This window comes from Pseudomonas sp. SJZ131 (genome assembly GCF_007828705.1).
GTDB classification, from domain to species: Bacteria; Pseudomonadota; Gammaproteobacteria; order Pseudomonadales; family Pseudomonadaceae; genus Aquipseudomonas; species Aquipseudomonas prosekii.
This window is the reverse complement of the sequence record NZ_VIVC01000002.1, coordinates 910,770-925,482: the sequence shown is the minus strand read 5'-3', so window position 1 is coordinate 925,482 and position 14,713 is coordinate 910,770. Positions and strand designations below refer to the sequence as shown.

The window sequence follows — 14,713 nt, the reverse complement described above, 5'->3', positions numbered from 1 at the left end:
GCCGGACCCCGCAGGTAGAATGGCGCCCTTCCCTATTACTACCCGAGCGGACTTCATGGCGTTGCCGACCTTACGCACTATTGGTTTCATCATCGGCATCTTCCTGATCACGCTGGCCATCGCCATGGTCGTGCCCATGGCCACGCTGGTGATTTTCGACCGCACCGGCGATCTGCCGTCGTTCCTCTGGGCGAGCATGATCACCTTCGTCGCCGGCCTCGCGCTGGTGATCCCCGGCCGCCCGGAACACGTGCATCTGCGCCCACGCGACATGTACCTGCTGACCGTCAGCAGCTGGCTGGTGGTGTGCATTTTCGCCGCGTTGCCGTTCCTGCTGACCCAACACATCAGCTACACCGACTCATTTTTCGAAAGCATGTCGGGCATCACCGCGACCGGTTCCACCGTGCTCAATCATCTCGACAACATGTCGCCCGGCATTCTGATGTGGCGTTCGTTGCTGCACTGGATCGGCGGCATCGGCTTTATCGGCATGGCGGTGGCGATTCTGCCGCTGCTGCGCATCGGTGGCATGCGCCTGTTCCAGACCGAATCTTCGGACCGCTCGGAAAAGGTCATGCCGCGCTCGCACATGGTTGCGCGGCTGATCGTTGCGGCGTATGTCGGCATCACCATTCTCGGCAGCCTGGCGTTCTGGTGGGCCGGAATGAGCCTGTTTGATGCGATCAACCACGCGATGTCGGCAATTTCCACCGGTGGTTTCTCCACCTCCGACCTGTCGCTGGCGAAGTGGAAACAGCCTGCGGTGCATTGGGTCGCGGTGGTCATCATGATCCTCGGCAGCCTGCCGTTCACCCTGTACGTCGCGACGTTGCGCGGCAATCGCAAAGCGCTGATCAAGGATCAGCAAGTGCAGGGTTTGCTCGGTTTGTTGTTGATGACCTGGCTGGTGCTCGGCACCTGGTATTGGTGGACCACCAATCTGCATTGGCTCGAGGCCTTGCGCCACGTGGCGCTGAACGTGACTTCGGTAGTGACGACGACCGGTTTTGCACTGGGGGACTACAGCCTCTGGGGCAATTTCTCACTGATGCTGTTCTTTTATCTGGGGTTCATCGGCGGTTGTTCCGGCTCGACGGCAGGCGGGATCAAGATTTTCCGTTTCCAGGTCGCCTACATTTTGCTCAAGGCCAACCTTAACCAGTTGATTCACCCGCGCGCGGTGATCAAGCAGAAGTACAACGGTCACCGGCTCGACGAAGAAATCGTCCGCTCGATCCTGACGTTCTCGTTCTTTTTCGCCATCACCATTTGCGTGATCGCCTTGTTGCTGTCGCTGCTCGGCGTCGACTGGATGACTGCGCTGACCGGCGCCGCCAGTACCGTGTCCGGCGTCGGTCCGGGGCTTGGCGAAACGATTGGTCCGGCCGGCAACTTCGCCACGCTGCCGGATGCGGCGAAGTGGATTCTGTCGTTCGGCATGCTGCTCGGCCGACTGGAAATCATTACCGTGTTTGTTCTGTGTATTCCGGCGTTCTGGCGTCACTGACCTGCTTCGGCGCATCGAGCAACCGCGCGCGGTATTCGCCGGGCGTGGCGTCAAACCAGCGGCGGAAGGCGCGAAAGAAGTTGCTCGGGTCGGCGAAGCCCAGCAGATAGGCGATTTCCAGCAGGGTCATGCTCGGTTGCGCCAGGTATTGCTCGGCCAATTCGCGTCGGGTGTCATCGAGCAAGGTCTGGAAACTCGTGCCCTCTTCCTGCAACCGGCGCTGCAAGGTGCGTTGCGATAAATGCAGGGTTTGCGCGACGGTATCGCGCTTCGGCTCGCCTTGGGGCAGCAAACGACACAGCACTTGCCGCGCCTTGTGGGTCACCCGACTCTCGGAAAACCGCGCCAGGTATTCACCGGCAAAACGGTCATGCAGCAGCGCCATCGCCTCGTTGGCGGTGGGCAGCGGCGCTTCCATGTCGGCGCGTTCGAAAATCAGCGCATCGTAGGGCGCGTTGAACACCAGCGGCGCATGAAACGCTTGTTTGTACGGTTCGAGATCCGCCGGCTCATCGCCCTGCACCAGCACTTTGCGCGGTTGCAACGTGCGCCCGGTCAGCCAGCCGCACAGGGCCAGCGCGCAAGCCAGTGAGGCTTCGGCGCTCTGGCGGGTCGGCGGCAGATGGTCGCCGTGGACCGTCAGGATCAGCGCGTAACCTTCATCCAGCAGACGGAAACTCAGGTCGGCGCTTTCGGCAATGATCCGTTGATAACGCACCAGCCGCTGAAACCCCTCGGCGAGTGTCTGACTGGACATCAGCGCATATCCGGCGACATGAAAAGACGCCGGTCGCACCACTTTGCCCATGTTCAGGCCAATCGCCGGGTTCCCCGACAGCTCGACCGCGCGCTGCCACAGCCGCGTCATCGAATCTTGCGGGAAGCGCGCATCCGGATCATCCAGCGATGCGTAGTCGAGCCCCAGTTGCTTGAACAACACCCGGCAATCCAGGCCGTCCATTTCCAGTGCTTTGACAATCCCCATCGCCCAGCTTGCAGAAGTCGTTCGTTCGCTCATGGCGTTTACTTAAATGATGAGCCGCATGCTACGGCCAATTACCGAAGGATACTAAAGTGGCGCCCATTGTCACTGGCTGTTACCAATGATCACTCTAGACTCAAATAAGCTACCCGCAGAACATCTTGCCGTCAGAGCGGTAATCAACTGACAGCCACAGAACCAACACAGAGAGCGCAGTCGTGGAAAACACCAAGCGTTTCAACAGCTTCGCTGAGTTTTACCCGTATTACCTCAGCGAACACGCCAACAGTACTTGCCGACGACTGCACTTTATCGGCACCACGCTGGTGATTTTCATTCTGGCGCTGACCATTGGCCGAGGCGCGTGGATGTTGCTGATCGCCCTGCCGCTTGCCGGTTACACCTTTGCCTGGATCGGGCATTTCTTCTTCGAGAAGAATCGTCCGGCAACCTTTCAGCATCCGTTCTACAGCCTGCTCGGCGATTTCGTCATGTACCGCGACATGATTCTCGGCCGCGTGCCGTTCTAGGCTCGACCGGCCAGCAAAGCGTCCCGCGCAGCCAGTGCGCGACCGTGGGGAGCTTCTACACTGAGGCAAAACCTGGGCGAACCCCGCCCAACTTCGTTGAAAACAAGAAGATCGCCGATGAACGCCAATGCTCGCTTCACCCATATGCAGGACGGCACGCAAGAAGACTGGGCGATCATCGCCGCAGATTTCAGCGCCTACGCTCGACAACTGCCGACACGAATCGTCGCGCACCTGAAGTTGCTGGAGGGTGACTTTGGCGGCTTCCCGGTCGATCGCCTGACCCATTCGCTGCAAACCGCGAGCCGTGCCTTTCGCGATGATCGCGATGAGGAATACGTGGTTTGCGCGCTGCTGCACGACATCGGCGACACGCTGGGTTCGTACAATCACCCGGACATTGCGGCGGCGATTCTCAAGCCGTTTATCAGTGCCGAAAATCTGTGGATGGTCGAGAAACACGGGATCTTCCAGGGTTATTACTTCTTTCATCACTTGGGCATGGATCGGCACCTGCGCGACCAATTCAGCGACCATCCGCAGTATCAGGCGACCATCGAGTTCTGCGCCAAATACGATGCGGCGGCGTTTGATCCGGCCTATGAAAGCCTGCCGCTGAGCTTCTTCGAACCGATGATGCAACGCGTGTTTGCGCAACCGAAGAACTCGATCTACAAGGAAGCGATGCAAGAACACGCGCCGGCCTGAATGTCAGGGTGATCGTGATGGCCCCTTCGCGGGCAAGCCTCGCTCCTACGCTTGGAATGCCTTCTCCCGTAGGAGCGAGGCTTGCCCGCGAAGGCGCCGAACCTGCCTACGCCGGTTCTGCGATTTTCAGCGCTTTCAATTCGGCCTCGCGCGCCTGCGCGTCGGCCAGGCGATAGAGCTCGATCGAGCCGTCCCAATGTTCGATCAACGCCGTGCACGACTCGACCCAATCGCCGCAATTCAAGTAATCGACGCCGCCCACCTGGCGAATCTCGGCATGGTGAATGTGCCCGCACACTACCCCGTGCAATCCGCGCTTGACGCATTCATGGGCGATGGCTTCTTCGAAGTCGCTGATGAAGCTGACGGCGGTTTTCACCTTGTGCTTCAGGTACGCCGACAACGACCAATAGCCGTAGCCATAACGCGCGCGCCAGTGATTGAGCCAGCGGTTGAGGGTCAAGGTGAACTCGTAGGCTGAGTCGCCGAGGAATGCCAGCCAGCGGTGATAACGGGTGATCACATCAAACTGATCGCCGTGAATCACCAACAGATGACGACCGTCGGCGGTGACGTGCACCGCTTCATCGACCAACTGAATGTTGCCCAGAATCAGCTTCGAATAACGCCGCAGGAATTCGTCGTGGTTGCCGGTGACGTAGATTACCTCGGTCCCGCGCTTGCTCATGGTCAGCAAGCGGCGGATCACATTGGTGTGCGCCTGCGGCCAATACATGCCGCCGCGCAGTTTCCAGCCGTCGATAATGTCGCCAACCAGGTAAACCTTGTCGGCGTGGTAACCCTTGAGAAAGTGCGACAAGTGCTCGGCCTGACAATCCCGAGTACCGAGGTGCACATCGGAGATCCATACAGTGCGCACACGTTGTTTACGGCTGGGTCGGGCAAGCTCGGCGCTGGTCATGGGCAACCCTCTGCGATGTTTTCAGCAGCGTGCGCCGGGCCGGTTAATCGCCTGTGACAGTCGCGCGTCAGTCCTGTGACAGCGTCTGTGCCAACATCTTTGTCAGAATCTGTGTCAGCGCCGGGCCGGTGTAGACTGGCCGCACTTTGCCAGGAGACCTGCGATGAGACCGATCCTCACGCTGCGCCAATACACCGAAGACTTGATCATCCACAGCCACGACCACGCGCAATTGGTATTCGGGCTGTCGGGTGCGCTGGATTTCGAGGTCGACGGGCGTGGCAGTCAGGTGATCCAGCAAAGTTTTGTGGTGGTGCCGTCCGGCATGCATCACGCCTGCGGCAGCGCCAATGGCAGCCGTTGCCTGGTGCTGGATGTGCCGAGCGACCAATGGCTCGCGCAATCGCTGGGGGAACACGCCGACGCCAGCCGCCGCTTGCTCGACAACGCCGGACGCCTGCCGCTGGATGCCGGGCAGAGCCAGTTGGTCAGTTGGCTGGCGAACAGCCCGGTGAATGATCCGCTGATTGCCCAGCAAGGGGCGGTGTTATTGCTCGCCAGCCTGAATAACGTCAAAGCCGAGGTGATCGGTGGCCGGCGCCTGCCGTATGCAGCACTGAATGCGCACATCGATCAATACGCCGCGTATCCGCTGCAAGTGGCGGACCTGGCGCGGATTGCCGGATTGTCGGCGGCGCGCCTGCATGCGCGGTTCGTCGCCGAATGCGGGCAGACGCCGATGGACTACATTCGCAGCCGTCGACTGCACATGGCGGTGGGCTTGTTGCGTGATTCGGCATTGCCTATTGGCGAGATCGGCTGCCGCGTTGGTTACAGTTCGCAAAGTGCGTTTGCTGCGGCAGTGCTGCGCGAATTCGGAGCCTCGCCGGGGAAACTGCGACGCGAGGCCAGCGACAAAAGTCGCTAGTTTGCCGACAGACACGCGAGGCCGTTGCGCGATTAAATGTAGCCGCTGGCGAAGCCTGTCGGCCTCCAACGTTTATCAAGGATCGCAATGACTCCCCGTACCGCCCTCGGCGCACTGCATATCGGCGCATTGATGTTTGGCCTGACCGGCGTGTTCGGCAAACTCGCGGCCGCCTCCCCCGGCGTTATCGTGTTTGGGCGAGCGGCATTCGCGGTGCTCGCACTGGCCGTCTTCGCCCGGTTCGCCAGCACTACGCGTTGGCAGACACTCCAAGCCATCGACTGGCGGCGTTTGCTGCTCAGCGGTTTGCTGCTGGCCGGGCATTGGGTGAATTTTTTCATCGCGGTCAAAGTCGCCGGGGTAGCGATTGCGACGTTGGGTTTTGCCAGTTTCCCGGCCTTCACGGTGATCCTCGAAGGCCTGATTTTCCGCGAGCGGATCCGCGCCAATGAAATTCTGCTGGTGGTGCTGGTCAGCATCGGCCTGGTGCTGGTCACGCCGCACTTCGACCTCGCCAGCGGCGCGACTGCCGGCCTGCTCTGGGCGGTGGGCTCGGGTTTGCTGTTCGCCCTGCTGTCGCTGACCAACCGCGCCAGTTCCGGGCGCATTCCGCCGGTGCAAGCGGCGCTGTGCCAGAACGTGGTGGTCGCGCTGTGTCTGCTGCCGTTCGCCGCGCCGCAGTTGAGCGAAGTGCGCCCCCTCGACTGGTTGTGGATCGGTCTGCTCGGGGTGTTCTGCACCGGCGTCGCGCACAGTTTGTTCGTCGCCAGTCTGGCGGTGATCAAGGCGCGAACCGCCGCCGTGGTGTTCGCCTTGGAACCGGTGTACGGCATCAGCGTGGCGTGGCTGCTGTTCGATGAAGACCCGACCCTGCGCATGCTCCTCGGCGGCGCGCTGATCATCGTCGCGATTGTACTTTCCAGTCGTTTATCCGGCGGCAGCAAAAAAACCGTGGCCGCCGAAGCCGCGTCTCACTGAGTGGGTTCGTTGTGCCCGAGGTGGCGCTGCGGGTCGATCTGATCGCGCACGCGCTGCTTCAACACTTTGGCTTCGGGGAAACCGCCATCGGCCTTGCGCTCCCAGAGCTGCACGTCATCACAAAAAATATGAAATACCCCGCCCGTGCCCGGCACCAGCGACACCTTGCCCAAGTCATCGCCAAAGGTGCTGAGCAGCTCCTGCGCCAGCCACGCTGCGCGCAACAGCCATTGGCACTGCGTGCAATAGGTGATGACAATTTCTGCTTTTTGTTCGGTCATGATCGCTGAAGCTCCTGAGCCCGAAAGCTCAAAAAAATGGCAGCGTGCCTGCGCGCTGCCACCTCGGGATTGTGCTGACGATGTTAACGGATGCCGGCGAGCAGACTGCGCGCGGTTTGCTTCAGCGGTTCGTCGCCGTCCTTGAGCAATTCGTTGAGCAGTTCGATGGCGCTGTCGAGATCGCCGTCGTCGATGCAGGTCTGCGCTTGCTCGAGTTTGCTGGCGTTGTCCGCAGCGTTCGAGGTCAAGGGCTCAAGCTCCAGCGACTGGCCGGGCTCGTTGAATGCATCGAGAAAATCATCGTCCAGCGCCTGGGTATCAGGGACGGCGTCCCATTCCAGCTCATTTTCATCGAGCAATGGTTCGTCAAGGAGTGGCTCGACGGGCGTCGGCTCGTCGGGCATTTCGAAGACGTCGGGCAGCACATGAAGATTGGAGGTGAACGGCGGTTCCTGCATTGGCGGTGTTTTCGCCAGCGATGGCGACGAGTTCTCGAACGGGCTGACCAGGTCCCAATTGGAATCCATCGACAGATCGTCGAGGTTCAACTGGAAGTCGTCACTGACGGCCGACGGCGCAACCGCCGCTGGGACCGCTGCCAAAACCGGCGCAACTGGCGCGACCACTGGCGCCCTGCCCGCCACTTTCGGGAATCGCGCGCGCAGTTCGGCGAGCTGCTGCGGATCATACCCGGCGTCGCGCAGGCTGCTTTCCTGCGCGTCATACGCCGCCACATCGCCCTGTTTGCCCAGCACCTCGAGCAGGTGCAATGCCAGATCGCTGCGTTGCGGATCCTTGGCCAGCGCTTCGCGCAACAGGTTCGCGGCCTCGGTGAAACGCCCGTAAGCCAGGTAAATCCCCACGCCTTCCATCACATCGCCAACGGGTGCGTCGTCGTGGTGGCCAAGGTCCGATGCGATACTGGTCGGCTGCGGATGAATATCGTGATCGGCCTGCCCCTCATCACCCGCCGTCGCTAAAGGCTCGGTGAATATTGGCTGGCGCTGACGGCGCAACCACGCAGCCAGTGCCAACAGCAGAACCAGCACCAGCAACGCGGCGATCAGCAGCCAATTGGTCGATTCCGGCGGTTCCACCGCGACAGGCGCTGGCGCCACGGGGATCGGCGCGGCGGCAGGTTTTGGCGCGACTTCAGCGAGCTGAGTCTGCAAGTCGCTGACCTGCTTTCGCTGGTCGGCAATCTGCTCGTCTTGGGTTTTCAGCCTGGCGTTGAGTTCATCGATGGTTTTTTGCAGCTGCTGGTTCTGCAGGACGCTGGCGGCCAGTTGTTCGGCCACTGCTTCATTGGCCGCTGCGGCGGCAGGTTGGGGAGTCGCAGCGGGTTGCGCTGAACGCTTGCCTTGCGCGGCTTGAGCCGGCGCCAGGGCGGGTTCCACGCGCGGGAAACCCGAGGTCGGTTCATCGGCCTCCGGTTCATCCGTGGCGGGCACGATGCCCGTCGCACCCGGCGGGTCGATCAGCACCGTGTATTCGCGCAGCAAACGGCCGTTGGGCTGATTGAGCTGCACGAGGAAATTCAGAAAGGGTTCGTTGACCGGTTTGCTGGAGGTGACGCGGATGATCGTGCGGTTGCCGCGCAGGATCGGTTTGAACTTGAGGTTGTTGAGGAAAAACACCCGCTCGACGCCCGCTCGACCGAATTCGTCGGCCGTCGCGAGGCTGACCGACAGATCGCTTTCGGCCAGACCGCCCGCATCGATCAAAGTGATATCGGCGCTGAACGGCTGGTTCAACGCTGAATGCAGCGTGATCTCACCCAACCCCAGGGCCGGCGCCAATGCCGAGTAGCTGATTGCAGCACCGACCAGAAGCAGACGGCTGCAACACCGCAAAACCACGCGCCAACTTTCGAGCATGAGCATCCCTTAGATTAAGCAGAACCAACCGTACGCGTTCGCACATCCGGTACGAACACGATATCGCCTAGTAGTTCTTTATAGTCTGCCCAACGGGGTATCTCAAAAAGTCGGCCGAAGGTTTTACCTCAAGACTTTTCGAGGTTGGCCAGAATGTGCCCGTGGACGCGCATGCAGACCTTCAAATCCGCCTCGTCGACGCCTTCGAACAATTCGCGGCGCAACTGTGTGGCGATGGTTTCGATTTGTTCGATCAGCGGCCGGGCCGGTGCGCAGAGCACGATCTTCTTCGCGCGGCGGTCTTCGAGTACCGATTGGCGCTGCACTAGTCCTTGGGTCTCCAAGCTGTCAAGCAAACGGGCAAGGGTCGGGCCTTCGACGCCGACGCTTTGCGCCAATTCACGCTGAGTCGGCGCGTCTTCAAAGCGTGCGAGGTGCAGCAGCACCAGCCAACGCGCCTGGGACAATCCGAGGCCTGCCAGTCGGCGGTCCAGTTCGGCGCGCCAGCCGCGAGACATCTGGGCCAATTGCATGCCAAAGCGATGTTGATCAGTTAACGGCATAAAAAACTCATGATTAGACTGAAATAGAGAAAAACTAATTATTAGTCAGCTAAGCATGACCTTTGGCTATAGGCAAGGCTTGCTCCGTAGTGAATCGTTACATCAATGCGCCCGGTCACTTAAATCTCGAACCTCACATTTCGAATTCGGATTGCAGCGCTGCCCGCACGCAATACAGCACACCTTCCGGCACACGACCGGCGAACAACGCGGCAATTTCCGTCACGGCGGGCAACTCGCCCTCGCCGTCGAGGAACGCGTCCTGGATTTCGCCCATCAGCTCTTCCGGCAGGTCCAGCGCCTGTTCCAGCGACAACTGCTGCTTGCCGATCGCCTCGGCCAGCATGGTGTAGACATTCTTTTCCGAGCATTGCAGTTGACCGGCAATCTGCAGCGGCGTCATGCCGGCGCGGGCCAGGGTGATCAGTTCGTGACGAACATCGGCGACCACTTTCGGCGCCTCAACCTGACCGCCGAGCACTTCGAGGAAGGCCTCGCCGTAACGCTCGAGTTTGCGCGCGCCGACGCCGCTGACCGTGGCCATTTCCGCTAGCGAGGTTGGCTGGCTGCGGAGCATTTCGAGCAGGGTCGAATCGGGGAAAATGACGTACGGCGGCACGCCATGTTCCTCGGCGAGTTTGCGGCGCAGGGCTCGCAACGCTTCCCATTGTTCGCGTTCTTCGCCACGGACCAGTTGGCTGGCCTGGCTCTTGCTGCTTTTCGCGGTAGTCTGCGGCTTCAGATCGCGGCGCAGTTCCAGGGTCACTTCGCCCTTGAGCAGCGGCCGGCAACTGTCGCTCAGGCGCAGGCCGCCGTAGCCTTCGAGGTCAATGTCGGCCAAACCACGGGCGACCAACTGGCGGAACAGCGAGCGCCATTCGCTCTCGCCCATGGCTTTGCCGACCCCGTAAACCGACAAATGCTGATGGCCAAAGCTGCGGACTTTTTCGTTGTCCTTGCCGAGCAAGACATCGACCAAATGGCCGACGCCGTAACGCTGGCCGGTGCGGTAAATCGCCGACAGCGCCTGACGCGCCGGCTCGGTGGCATCCCAGGTCTGCACGCCATCGACGCAGTTGTCGCAATGGCCGCACGGCTCGGGCATGTCTTCGTCGAAGTACGCCAGCAGCGTCTGGCGGCGGCAGCGGGTTTCTTCGCACAGCGAGAGCATGGCGTCGAGTTTGTGCTGCTCCAGACGTTTGTGCCGCTCGTCGCCTTCGGAGTTTTGCAGCATCTGCTTGAGCATCACCACGTCTTGCAGGCCGTAGGCCATCCAGGCATCCGCCGGCAAGCCATCACGGCCGCCACGCCCGGTTTCCTGGTAATACGCCTCCAGCGACTTCGGCAAATCAAGGTGCGCGACGAAGCGCACGTTGGGCTTGTCGATGCCCATGCCGAACGCCACGGTGGCGACCATGATCAGGCCTTCTTCATTGAGGAAGCGTTTCTGGTGCAGCGAGCGCGTTTCGTTGGGCAGCCCGGCGTGATACGGCAGCGCCGGGAAGCCCTGTTCGCTGAGGAACACCGCGACTTCGTCGACTTTTTTGCGGGACAGGCAATATACGATGCCGGCGTCGCTGCGCCGTTCAGTGAGGAACGCGAGCAATTGCTTGCGCGGCTGCTCCTTGGGAACGATGCGATAGAAAATGTTCGGCCGGTCGAAGCTCGACAGGAAGCGCTCGGCATTCTGCAAATGCAGGCGATCAACGATTTCTTCGCGGGTGCGCTTGTCGGCAGTGGCGGTCAGAGCGATGCGCGGGACATTGGGAAACAATTCCGCCAATTGCCCGAGTTGCAGGTATTCGCGACGGAAGTCGTGGCCCCATTGCGACACGCAATGCGCTTCGTCAATGGCAAACAGGGCGATTTCCAGGCTTTGCAGGAAGGCCAGCATGCGCGGCTGGACCAGGCGCTCGGGCGCCAGATAGAGCATTTTCACTTCGCCGCGCTTGATCCGGGCCGCGAGGTCGCGCTGTTGTTCGGCGCTCAGGGTCGAGTTCAATGCAGCGGCAGCGACGCCGAGTTCTTCGAGGGTGGCGACCTGGTCGTCCATCAGCGCGATCAGCGGCGACACCACCACCGCGAGGCCTTCGCGCAGCAGCGCCGGGACCTGGAAACACAAGGACTTGCCGCCACCGGTAGGCATCAGCACCAAGGCGTCGCCGCCATTGGCCACGCGCTCAATGATTGCACCCTGGCGGCCACGGAAACTGTCGTAGCCGAAGATGTCCTTGAGGACGCGTTGAGCCTGTTCGAGCATAAAAACTCCAAAAATCACCGAAACATCCCTGCAAGGCTGGTTCACAACCACGCTCGCTGCACTGACAAATCGTAAGTGCGCATTGCATGACGCTTCACATCTCAGCCGCGACGCCAGCAGGGCATCACAAAACGCGCGAGTATACCCGAGCCCTCCCCGGCAATGGGCGCCGCTGAGAAGACACATGCCGACAAACATCGCATCACCCTGTGGGAGTGAGCTTGCTCGCGATGACGGCAGCACATTCAATATTCAAGTGACTGACAGACTGCTATCGCGAGCAAGCTCGCTCCCACAGGGATGGGGCTGACTCAGCGGCATCGACGACCACAGAATCCGCCACGAGGCAGCAAATATGCCGCGCGGCTGGCCTGAGTGCTCAAGAAGGCCTAGAATTCGCGCATCTGTTTAATTCCCCAAGGTAGCTTTTAATGTCCTTCGCTGAGCAACTAACCCGCCTGCAAGTCTTCCTCGACGCTGACGAGCTGCATGACGAGGCGCTGGACTACGTGGCCGCCCACGGCTATCTGACGGCGCTGTCGATCTGCTCCGAAAGCGTTCCCGATCGTGAATGGATCGACGCACTCTTCGCCGAAGAGCCGCACTACGCCGACGACACCGAGCGTGAAGCGATCGAATCGACCCTGCTCGCACTCAAAGCGCACATCGCCCGCCAACTGGCGTCCGACGAAGAATTCGAGTTGCCTTGCGACCTCGATCTGGGCGAAGAGCCGGACGATTCCGATCTGCGCGGCTGGTGCATCGGTTTCATGGAAGGCGTGTTCCTGCGCGAAGCGGCCTGGTTCGAAACCGCCGAAGACGAAGTCAGCGAAATGCTCCTGCCGATCATGGTCGGTTCCGGTCTGTTCGACGAACAGCCTGAGTTCGAAGACATCGCCAAAGACGCCAACCTGATGGACGACATGATCGTGCAGATCCCGGAAGCCCTGACCGCGCTGTACCTGCTGTGCCAGGCGCCTGACGAAAAACCGGCGATCCTCAAGCCACGTCACCACTAAGGTCTTGCCTATGGACAACCCCATAGGCAACCGCTCCCTGATGTTGCGCTACGTGCTGCTGGCCATCGGCTGGCTGAGCGTAGCGTTGGGGGTGATCGGGATTTTCCTGCCGGTATTGCCCACCACACCCTTCCTGCTGCTGGCGGCTGCCTGTTTCGCCCGCAGTTCGCCGCGTTTCTATCATTGGCTGGTCGAACACCCGCGGCTTGGGCCGTGGATCCGCGGCTATCTGGATGGCAGCGGCATTCCGCTCAAGGGCAAGGTCTACGCAATCGGCCTGATGTGGGTGAGCATTCTCTTCTCCTGTTACCTGGTGCCGATGCCGTGGGCGCGCGGGTTCATGCTGACCAGCGCAGTGCTGGTGACGATTTACATCCTGCGCCAGAAAACCCTGCGCAAGCCCTGACTACAACACATCGCCCCAGCGTCGCTACTGTCAAATCTGACAGTTTCCAGTTTTCGCATTTGAGTTTGTAATTCTCTCTGTCGCGCTCCGACGACAGGAGAGTCTGATGTGAAAGCCAAACCCTTGAAAAACCTCGCATCGTCGCGCTTGGTCGAACCTGAAATCGACGACGGTGTAGTGCTGCCGTCGGGCAAATTCGGGATCAATTTCGCTGCTGCTTTGGGCAACTATCCTGACAACGGCCTGAAAGTCTGGATTGCGCCGTGGCCGGGCAAGGCACTGGGCGACCGGGTCGAGTTGTTGCTGAATAACCGCATGATCGATCAACAGGTCATCAGCGATACGGTCGAGGTCGCTGAGCGGACGACATTATGGGTGCCGCCAGGGGCGATGCAATCCGGCGCGCATATGCTGACTTATCGAGTCACTACGCGTGATCAAATGGCCGAGACCTTCGCCCCGGCCCTGCAACTGTTGGTCAAACTTGATATTCCCGGTGGCGACAACGCGGATCCGGTACACGACCAGCACCGCGCGCTGTACATGAGCGTAGCCGCGCATTTGCTGATCGATGGCGTGACCGCCAGCAACGTCGGTGATGGCGTCGATATCACCGTCGCGGCCAACCCCGAAACCGCTACGCTGCGGCCCTATCCAAACATGGCCGAGGGCGATGTCTGCACCTTGAGTTGGGGTGGTCTTTTGATTTTTTCGCCAACAGTGACCCAGGCGCATATCGACGATCCGCAACTTCATCCGCTGCTTATCCACGTCAGCCGCGAGATCATTCTCAAGGCCAGGGACAGCGGCCCGGAAGGTCTGGACGTATCGTTTTGCGTGACGGACCTGGTGGGCAATGTATCCGCTGGCTGGTGTACGCCGATGCGGATAAAAGTCAGGCTCGGCAAGTCGTCATTACCCGCGCCGATCATCAGTAAAACCTGCGGCAGTGACCTGCATTTGAGTTCGTTGCGCGGTGAAGATCTGGTCGTGCTGGTGTGGGCCGAATCGGCAACGGATTTTCAGCACAAGGATGTGATCATCCTTACCCTCACCGGCATCAGCGTCGAAGGCGAAGTGGTGACCAGCCAGAATCGTCAGATCATCGTTGGCACGCCGCCGACGGTGGTGTTCGCCCGCATACCGAGCGCCGCCGCTCGGGCCTTGGTCAATACGCAAGTGACGTGTTTTTACTCGGTGGAGCGTGGCGGCGTGATTGTTCAATCGTCCCTGCGCCGCTTCGTCAACATCATTGGCGAGAGCGAATATCTGGCGAGCCCGGTCGCGGAAGACGAAGAGGAAGGCACGCTGGACCCGGCACTGGCCGGCATCGAGGTGAACATTCCCTTCAATACAACCACGCGTGCGGGGCATGCGATTGCACTGGACTGGTTTGGCGTGCGCGCCGATCTGAGCACGTATAACCCGGAACTGGACTGGTATCGGCCGAGCGCTGACGAAGTTGCGGACCGCCAGGGGTTTTTCATTCCTGTGGCGGGCAAGCATTTGAGGACCCTCGCGGGTGGCACGCTGGTGTTGGCTTACGAGCAGTTGCGGATGAAAGGCGATGAGGTGCTGAGTCGGCGGTCGCTGGATGCAGAACGGCTGAAGGTTGGCGAGTTGGTTGAGCGAGTAGATGCGGGTGAAGCCTGTTTTCTGGGCAGTGGGATTTGATTTCAGCGACGTAGGTTTTACAGCGTGGGCACGGGCCTTATCGCGAGCGGGCTCACTCCTGCAATGGGTGGGTGT

The 14,713-nt window shown here is 60.5% G+C and carries 14 protein-coding genes; 8 read left to right on the top strand and 6 right to left on the bottom strand.

The genetic code is table 11. The annotated features are described in order from the left end of the window. Positions 1–55: 55 nt before the first annotated feature. Positions 56–1,510 (top strand): TrkH family potassium uptake protein, encoded by a 1,455-nt coding sequence (locus FBY12_RS11205; RefSeq protein WP_121734025.1) that lies wholly within the window; start codon positions 56–58, stop codon positions 1,508–1,510. Here the strand turns inward: FBY12_RS11205 and FBY12_RS11200 are convergent. Further along, complete coding sequence (locus FBY12_RS11200) at positions 1,467–2,528, bottom strand: AraC family transcriptional regulator (protein ID WP_218570642.1); 1,062 nt, start codon at positions 2,526–2,528, stop codon at positions 1,467–1,469. The genes FBY12_RS11205 and FBY12_RS11200 overlap by 44 nt on opposite strands. 182 nt (positions 2,529–2,710) lie before the next feature. Between FBY12_RS11200 and FBY12_RS11195 the strand changes: the two genes are divergently transcribed. Next, the gene (locus FBY12_RS11195; protein ID WP_092271560.1) at positions 2,711–3,022 is read left to right on the top strand and encodes a DUF962 domain-containing protein; all 312 of its coding nucleotides are present in this window, start codon (positions 2,711–2,713) and stop codon (positions 3,020–3,022) included. Between the two features lie 117 nt (positions 3,023–3,139). Next, positions 3,140–3,730: an HD domain-containing protein gene (locus tag FBY12_RS11190; protein WP_145252905.1), complete on the top strand. Its 591-nt coding sequence runs from the start codon at positions 3,140–3,142 to the stop codon at positions 3,728–3,730. 106 nt (positions 3,731–3,836) lie between these two features. On the opposite strand, the gene FBY12_RS11185 is transcribed toward FBY12_RS11190, so the two are convergent. Further along, entirely contained in the window at positions 3,837–4,652 is an 816-nt protein-coding gene (locus FBY12_RS11185) for a UDP-2,3-diacylglucosamine diphosphatase (RefSeq protein ID WP_145252904.1), read from the bottom strand. Positions 4,653–4,815: 163 nt separating this feature from the next. On the opposite strand from FBY12_RS11185, the gene FBY12_RS11180 reads away from it, so the two are divergent. Beyond that, positions 4,816–5,580: an AraC family transcriptional regulator gene (locus FBY12_RS11180; RefSeq protein WP_145252903.1), complete on the top strand. Its 765-nt coding sequence runs from the start codon at positions 4,816–4,818 to the stop codon at positions 5,578–5,580. An 87-nt stretch (positions 5,581–5,667) separates the two neighbouring features. Beyond that, positions 5,668–6,558, top strand: a complete 891-nt coding sequence (locus tag FBY12_RS11175) for a DMT family transporter (RefSeq protein WP_145252902.1) — start codon at positions 5,668–5,670, stop codon at positions 6,556–6,558. Here FBY12_RS11175 and FBY12_RS11170 read toward each other — a convergent pair. The 4 genes from FBY12_RS11170 to recQ form a co-directional block, all read right to left on the bottom strand. Continuing rightward, positions 6,552–6,839 (bottom strand): SelT/SelW/SelH family protein, encoded by a 288-nt coding sequence (locus tag FBY12_RS11170; protein ID WP_121734031.1) that lies wholly within the window; start codon positions 6,837–6,839, stop codon positions 6,552–6,554. The two genes, FBY12_RS11175 and FBY12_RS11170, sit on opposite strands and share 7 nt — an antisense overlap. A gap of 83 nt (positions 6,840–6,922) precedes the next feature. Continuing rightward, on the bottom strand, positions 6,923–8,716 hold the full coding sequence (locus FBY12_RS11165) for a FimV/HubP family polar landmark protein (RefSeq protein WP_145252901.1): 1,794 nt from the start codon (positions 8,714–8,716) through the stop codon (positions 6,923–6,925). A gap of 128 nt (positions 8,717–8,844) precedes the next feature. Then, positions 8,845–9,279: a MarR family transcriptional regulator gene (locus FBY12_RS11160; protein WP_121734033.1), complete on the bottom strand. Its 435-nt coding sequence runs from the start codon at positions 9,277–9,279 to the stop codon at positions 8,845–8,847. Between the two features lie 133 nt (positions 9,280–9,412). After that, positions 9,413–11,539, bottom strand: a complete 2,127-nt coding sequence (gene recQ, locus FBY12_RS11155; protein ID WP_121734034.1) for a DNA helicase RecQ — start codon at positions 11,537–11,539, stop codon at positions 9,413–9,415. A gap of 431 nt (positions 11,540–11,970) precedes the next feature. Between recQ and FBY12_RS11150 the strand changes: the two genes are divergently transcribed. The 3 genes from FBY12_RS11150 (at position 11,971) to FBY12_RS11140 (ending at position 14,638) form a co-directional block, all read left to right on the top strand. Continuing rightward, positions 11,971–12,558, top strand: coding sequence for a YecA family protein (locus FBY12_RS11150; RefSeq protein ID WP_030130067.1), 588 nt, complete (start codon positions 11,971–11,973; stop codon positions 12,556–12,558). Positions 12,559–12,568: 10 nt separating this feature from the next. Further along, entirely contained in the window at positions 12,569–12,964 is a 396-nt protein-coding gene (locus FBY12_RS11145) for a YbaN family protein (RefSeq protein ID WP_145252900.1), read from the top strand. 108 nt (positions 12,965–13,072) lie between these two features. Then, positions 13,073–14,638: a hypothetical protein gene (locus FBY12_RS11140; protein WP_145252899.1), complete on the top strand. Its 1,566-nt coding sequence runs from the start codon at positions 13,073–13,075 to the stop codon at positions 14,636–14,638. Positions 14,639–14,713: the final 75 nt, after the last annotated feature.

Excerpts from the sequence above, each read along its gene's own strand:
- FBY12_RS11205 (WP_121734025.1), top strand. The coding sequence starts at position 56 with ATGGCGTTGCCGACCTTACGCACTATTGGTTTCATCATCGGCATCTTC.
- FBY12_RS11165 (WP_145252901.1), bottom strand. The coding sequence starts at position 8,716 with ATGCTCGAAAGTTGGCGCGTGGTTTTGCGGTGTTGCAGCCGTCTGCTT.
- FBY12_RS11200 (WP_218570642.1), bottom strand. The coding sequence starts at position 2,528 with ATGAGCGAACGAACGACTTCTGCAAGCTGGGCGATGGGGATTGTCAAA.
- recQ (WP_121734034.1), bottom strand. The coding sequence starts at position 11,539 with ATGCTCGAACAGGCTCAACGCGTCCTCAAGGACATCTTCGGCTACGAC.
- FBY12_RS11160 (WP_121734033.1), bottom strand. The coding sequence starts at position 9,279 with ATGCCGTTAACTGATCAACATCGCTTTGGCATGCAATTGGCCCAGATG.
- FBY12_RS11180 (WP_145252903.1), top strand. The coding sequence starts at position 4,816 with ATGAGACCGATCCTCACGCTGCGCCAATACACCGAAGACTTGATCATC.
- FBY12_RS11190 (WP_145252905.1), top strand. The coding sequence starts at position 3,140 with ATGAACGCCAATGCTCGCTTCACCCATATGCAGGACGGCACGCAAGAA.
- FBY12_RS11185 (WP_145252904.1), bottom strand. The coding sequence starts at position 4,652 with ATGACCAGCGCCGAGCTTGCCCGACCCAGCCGTAAACAACGTGTGCGC.
- FBY12_RS11175 (WP_145252902.1), top strand. The coding sequence starts at position 5,668 with ATGACTCCCCGTACCGCCCTCGGCGCACTGCATATCGGCGCATTGATG.
- FBY12_RS11150 (WP_030130067.1), top strand. The coding sequence starts at position 11,971 with ATGTCCTTCGCTGAGCAACTAACCCGCCTGCAAGTCTTCCTCGACGCT.
- FBY12_RS11145 (WP_145252900.1), top strand. The coding sequence starts at position 12,569 with ATGGACAACCCCATAGGCAACCGCTCCCTGATGTTGCGCTACGTGCTG.
- FBY12_RS11170 (WP_121734031.1), bottom strand. The coding sequence starts at position 6,839 with ATGACCGAACAAAAAGCAGAAATTGTCATCACCTATTGCACGCAGTGC.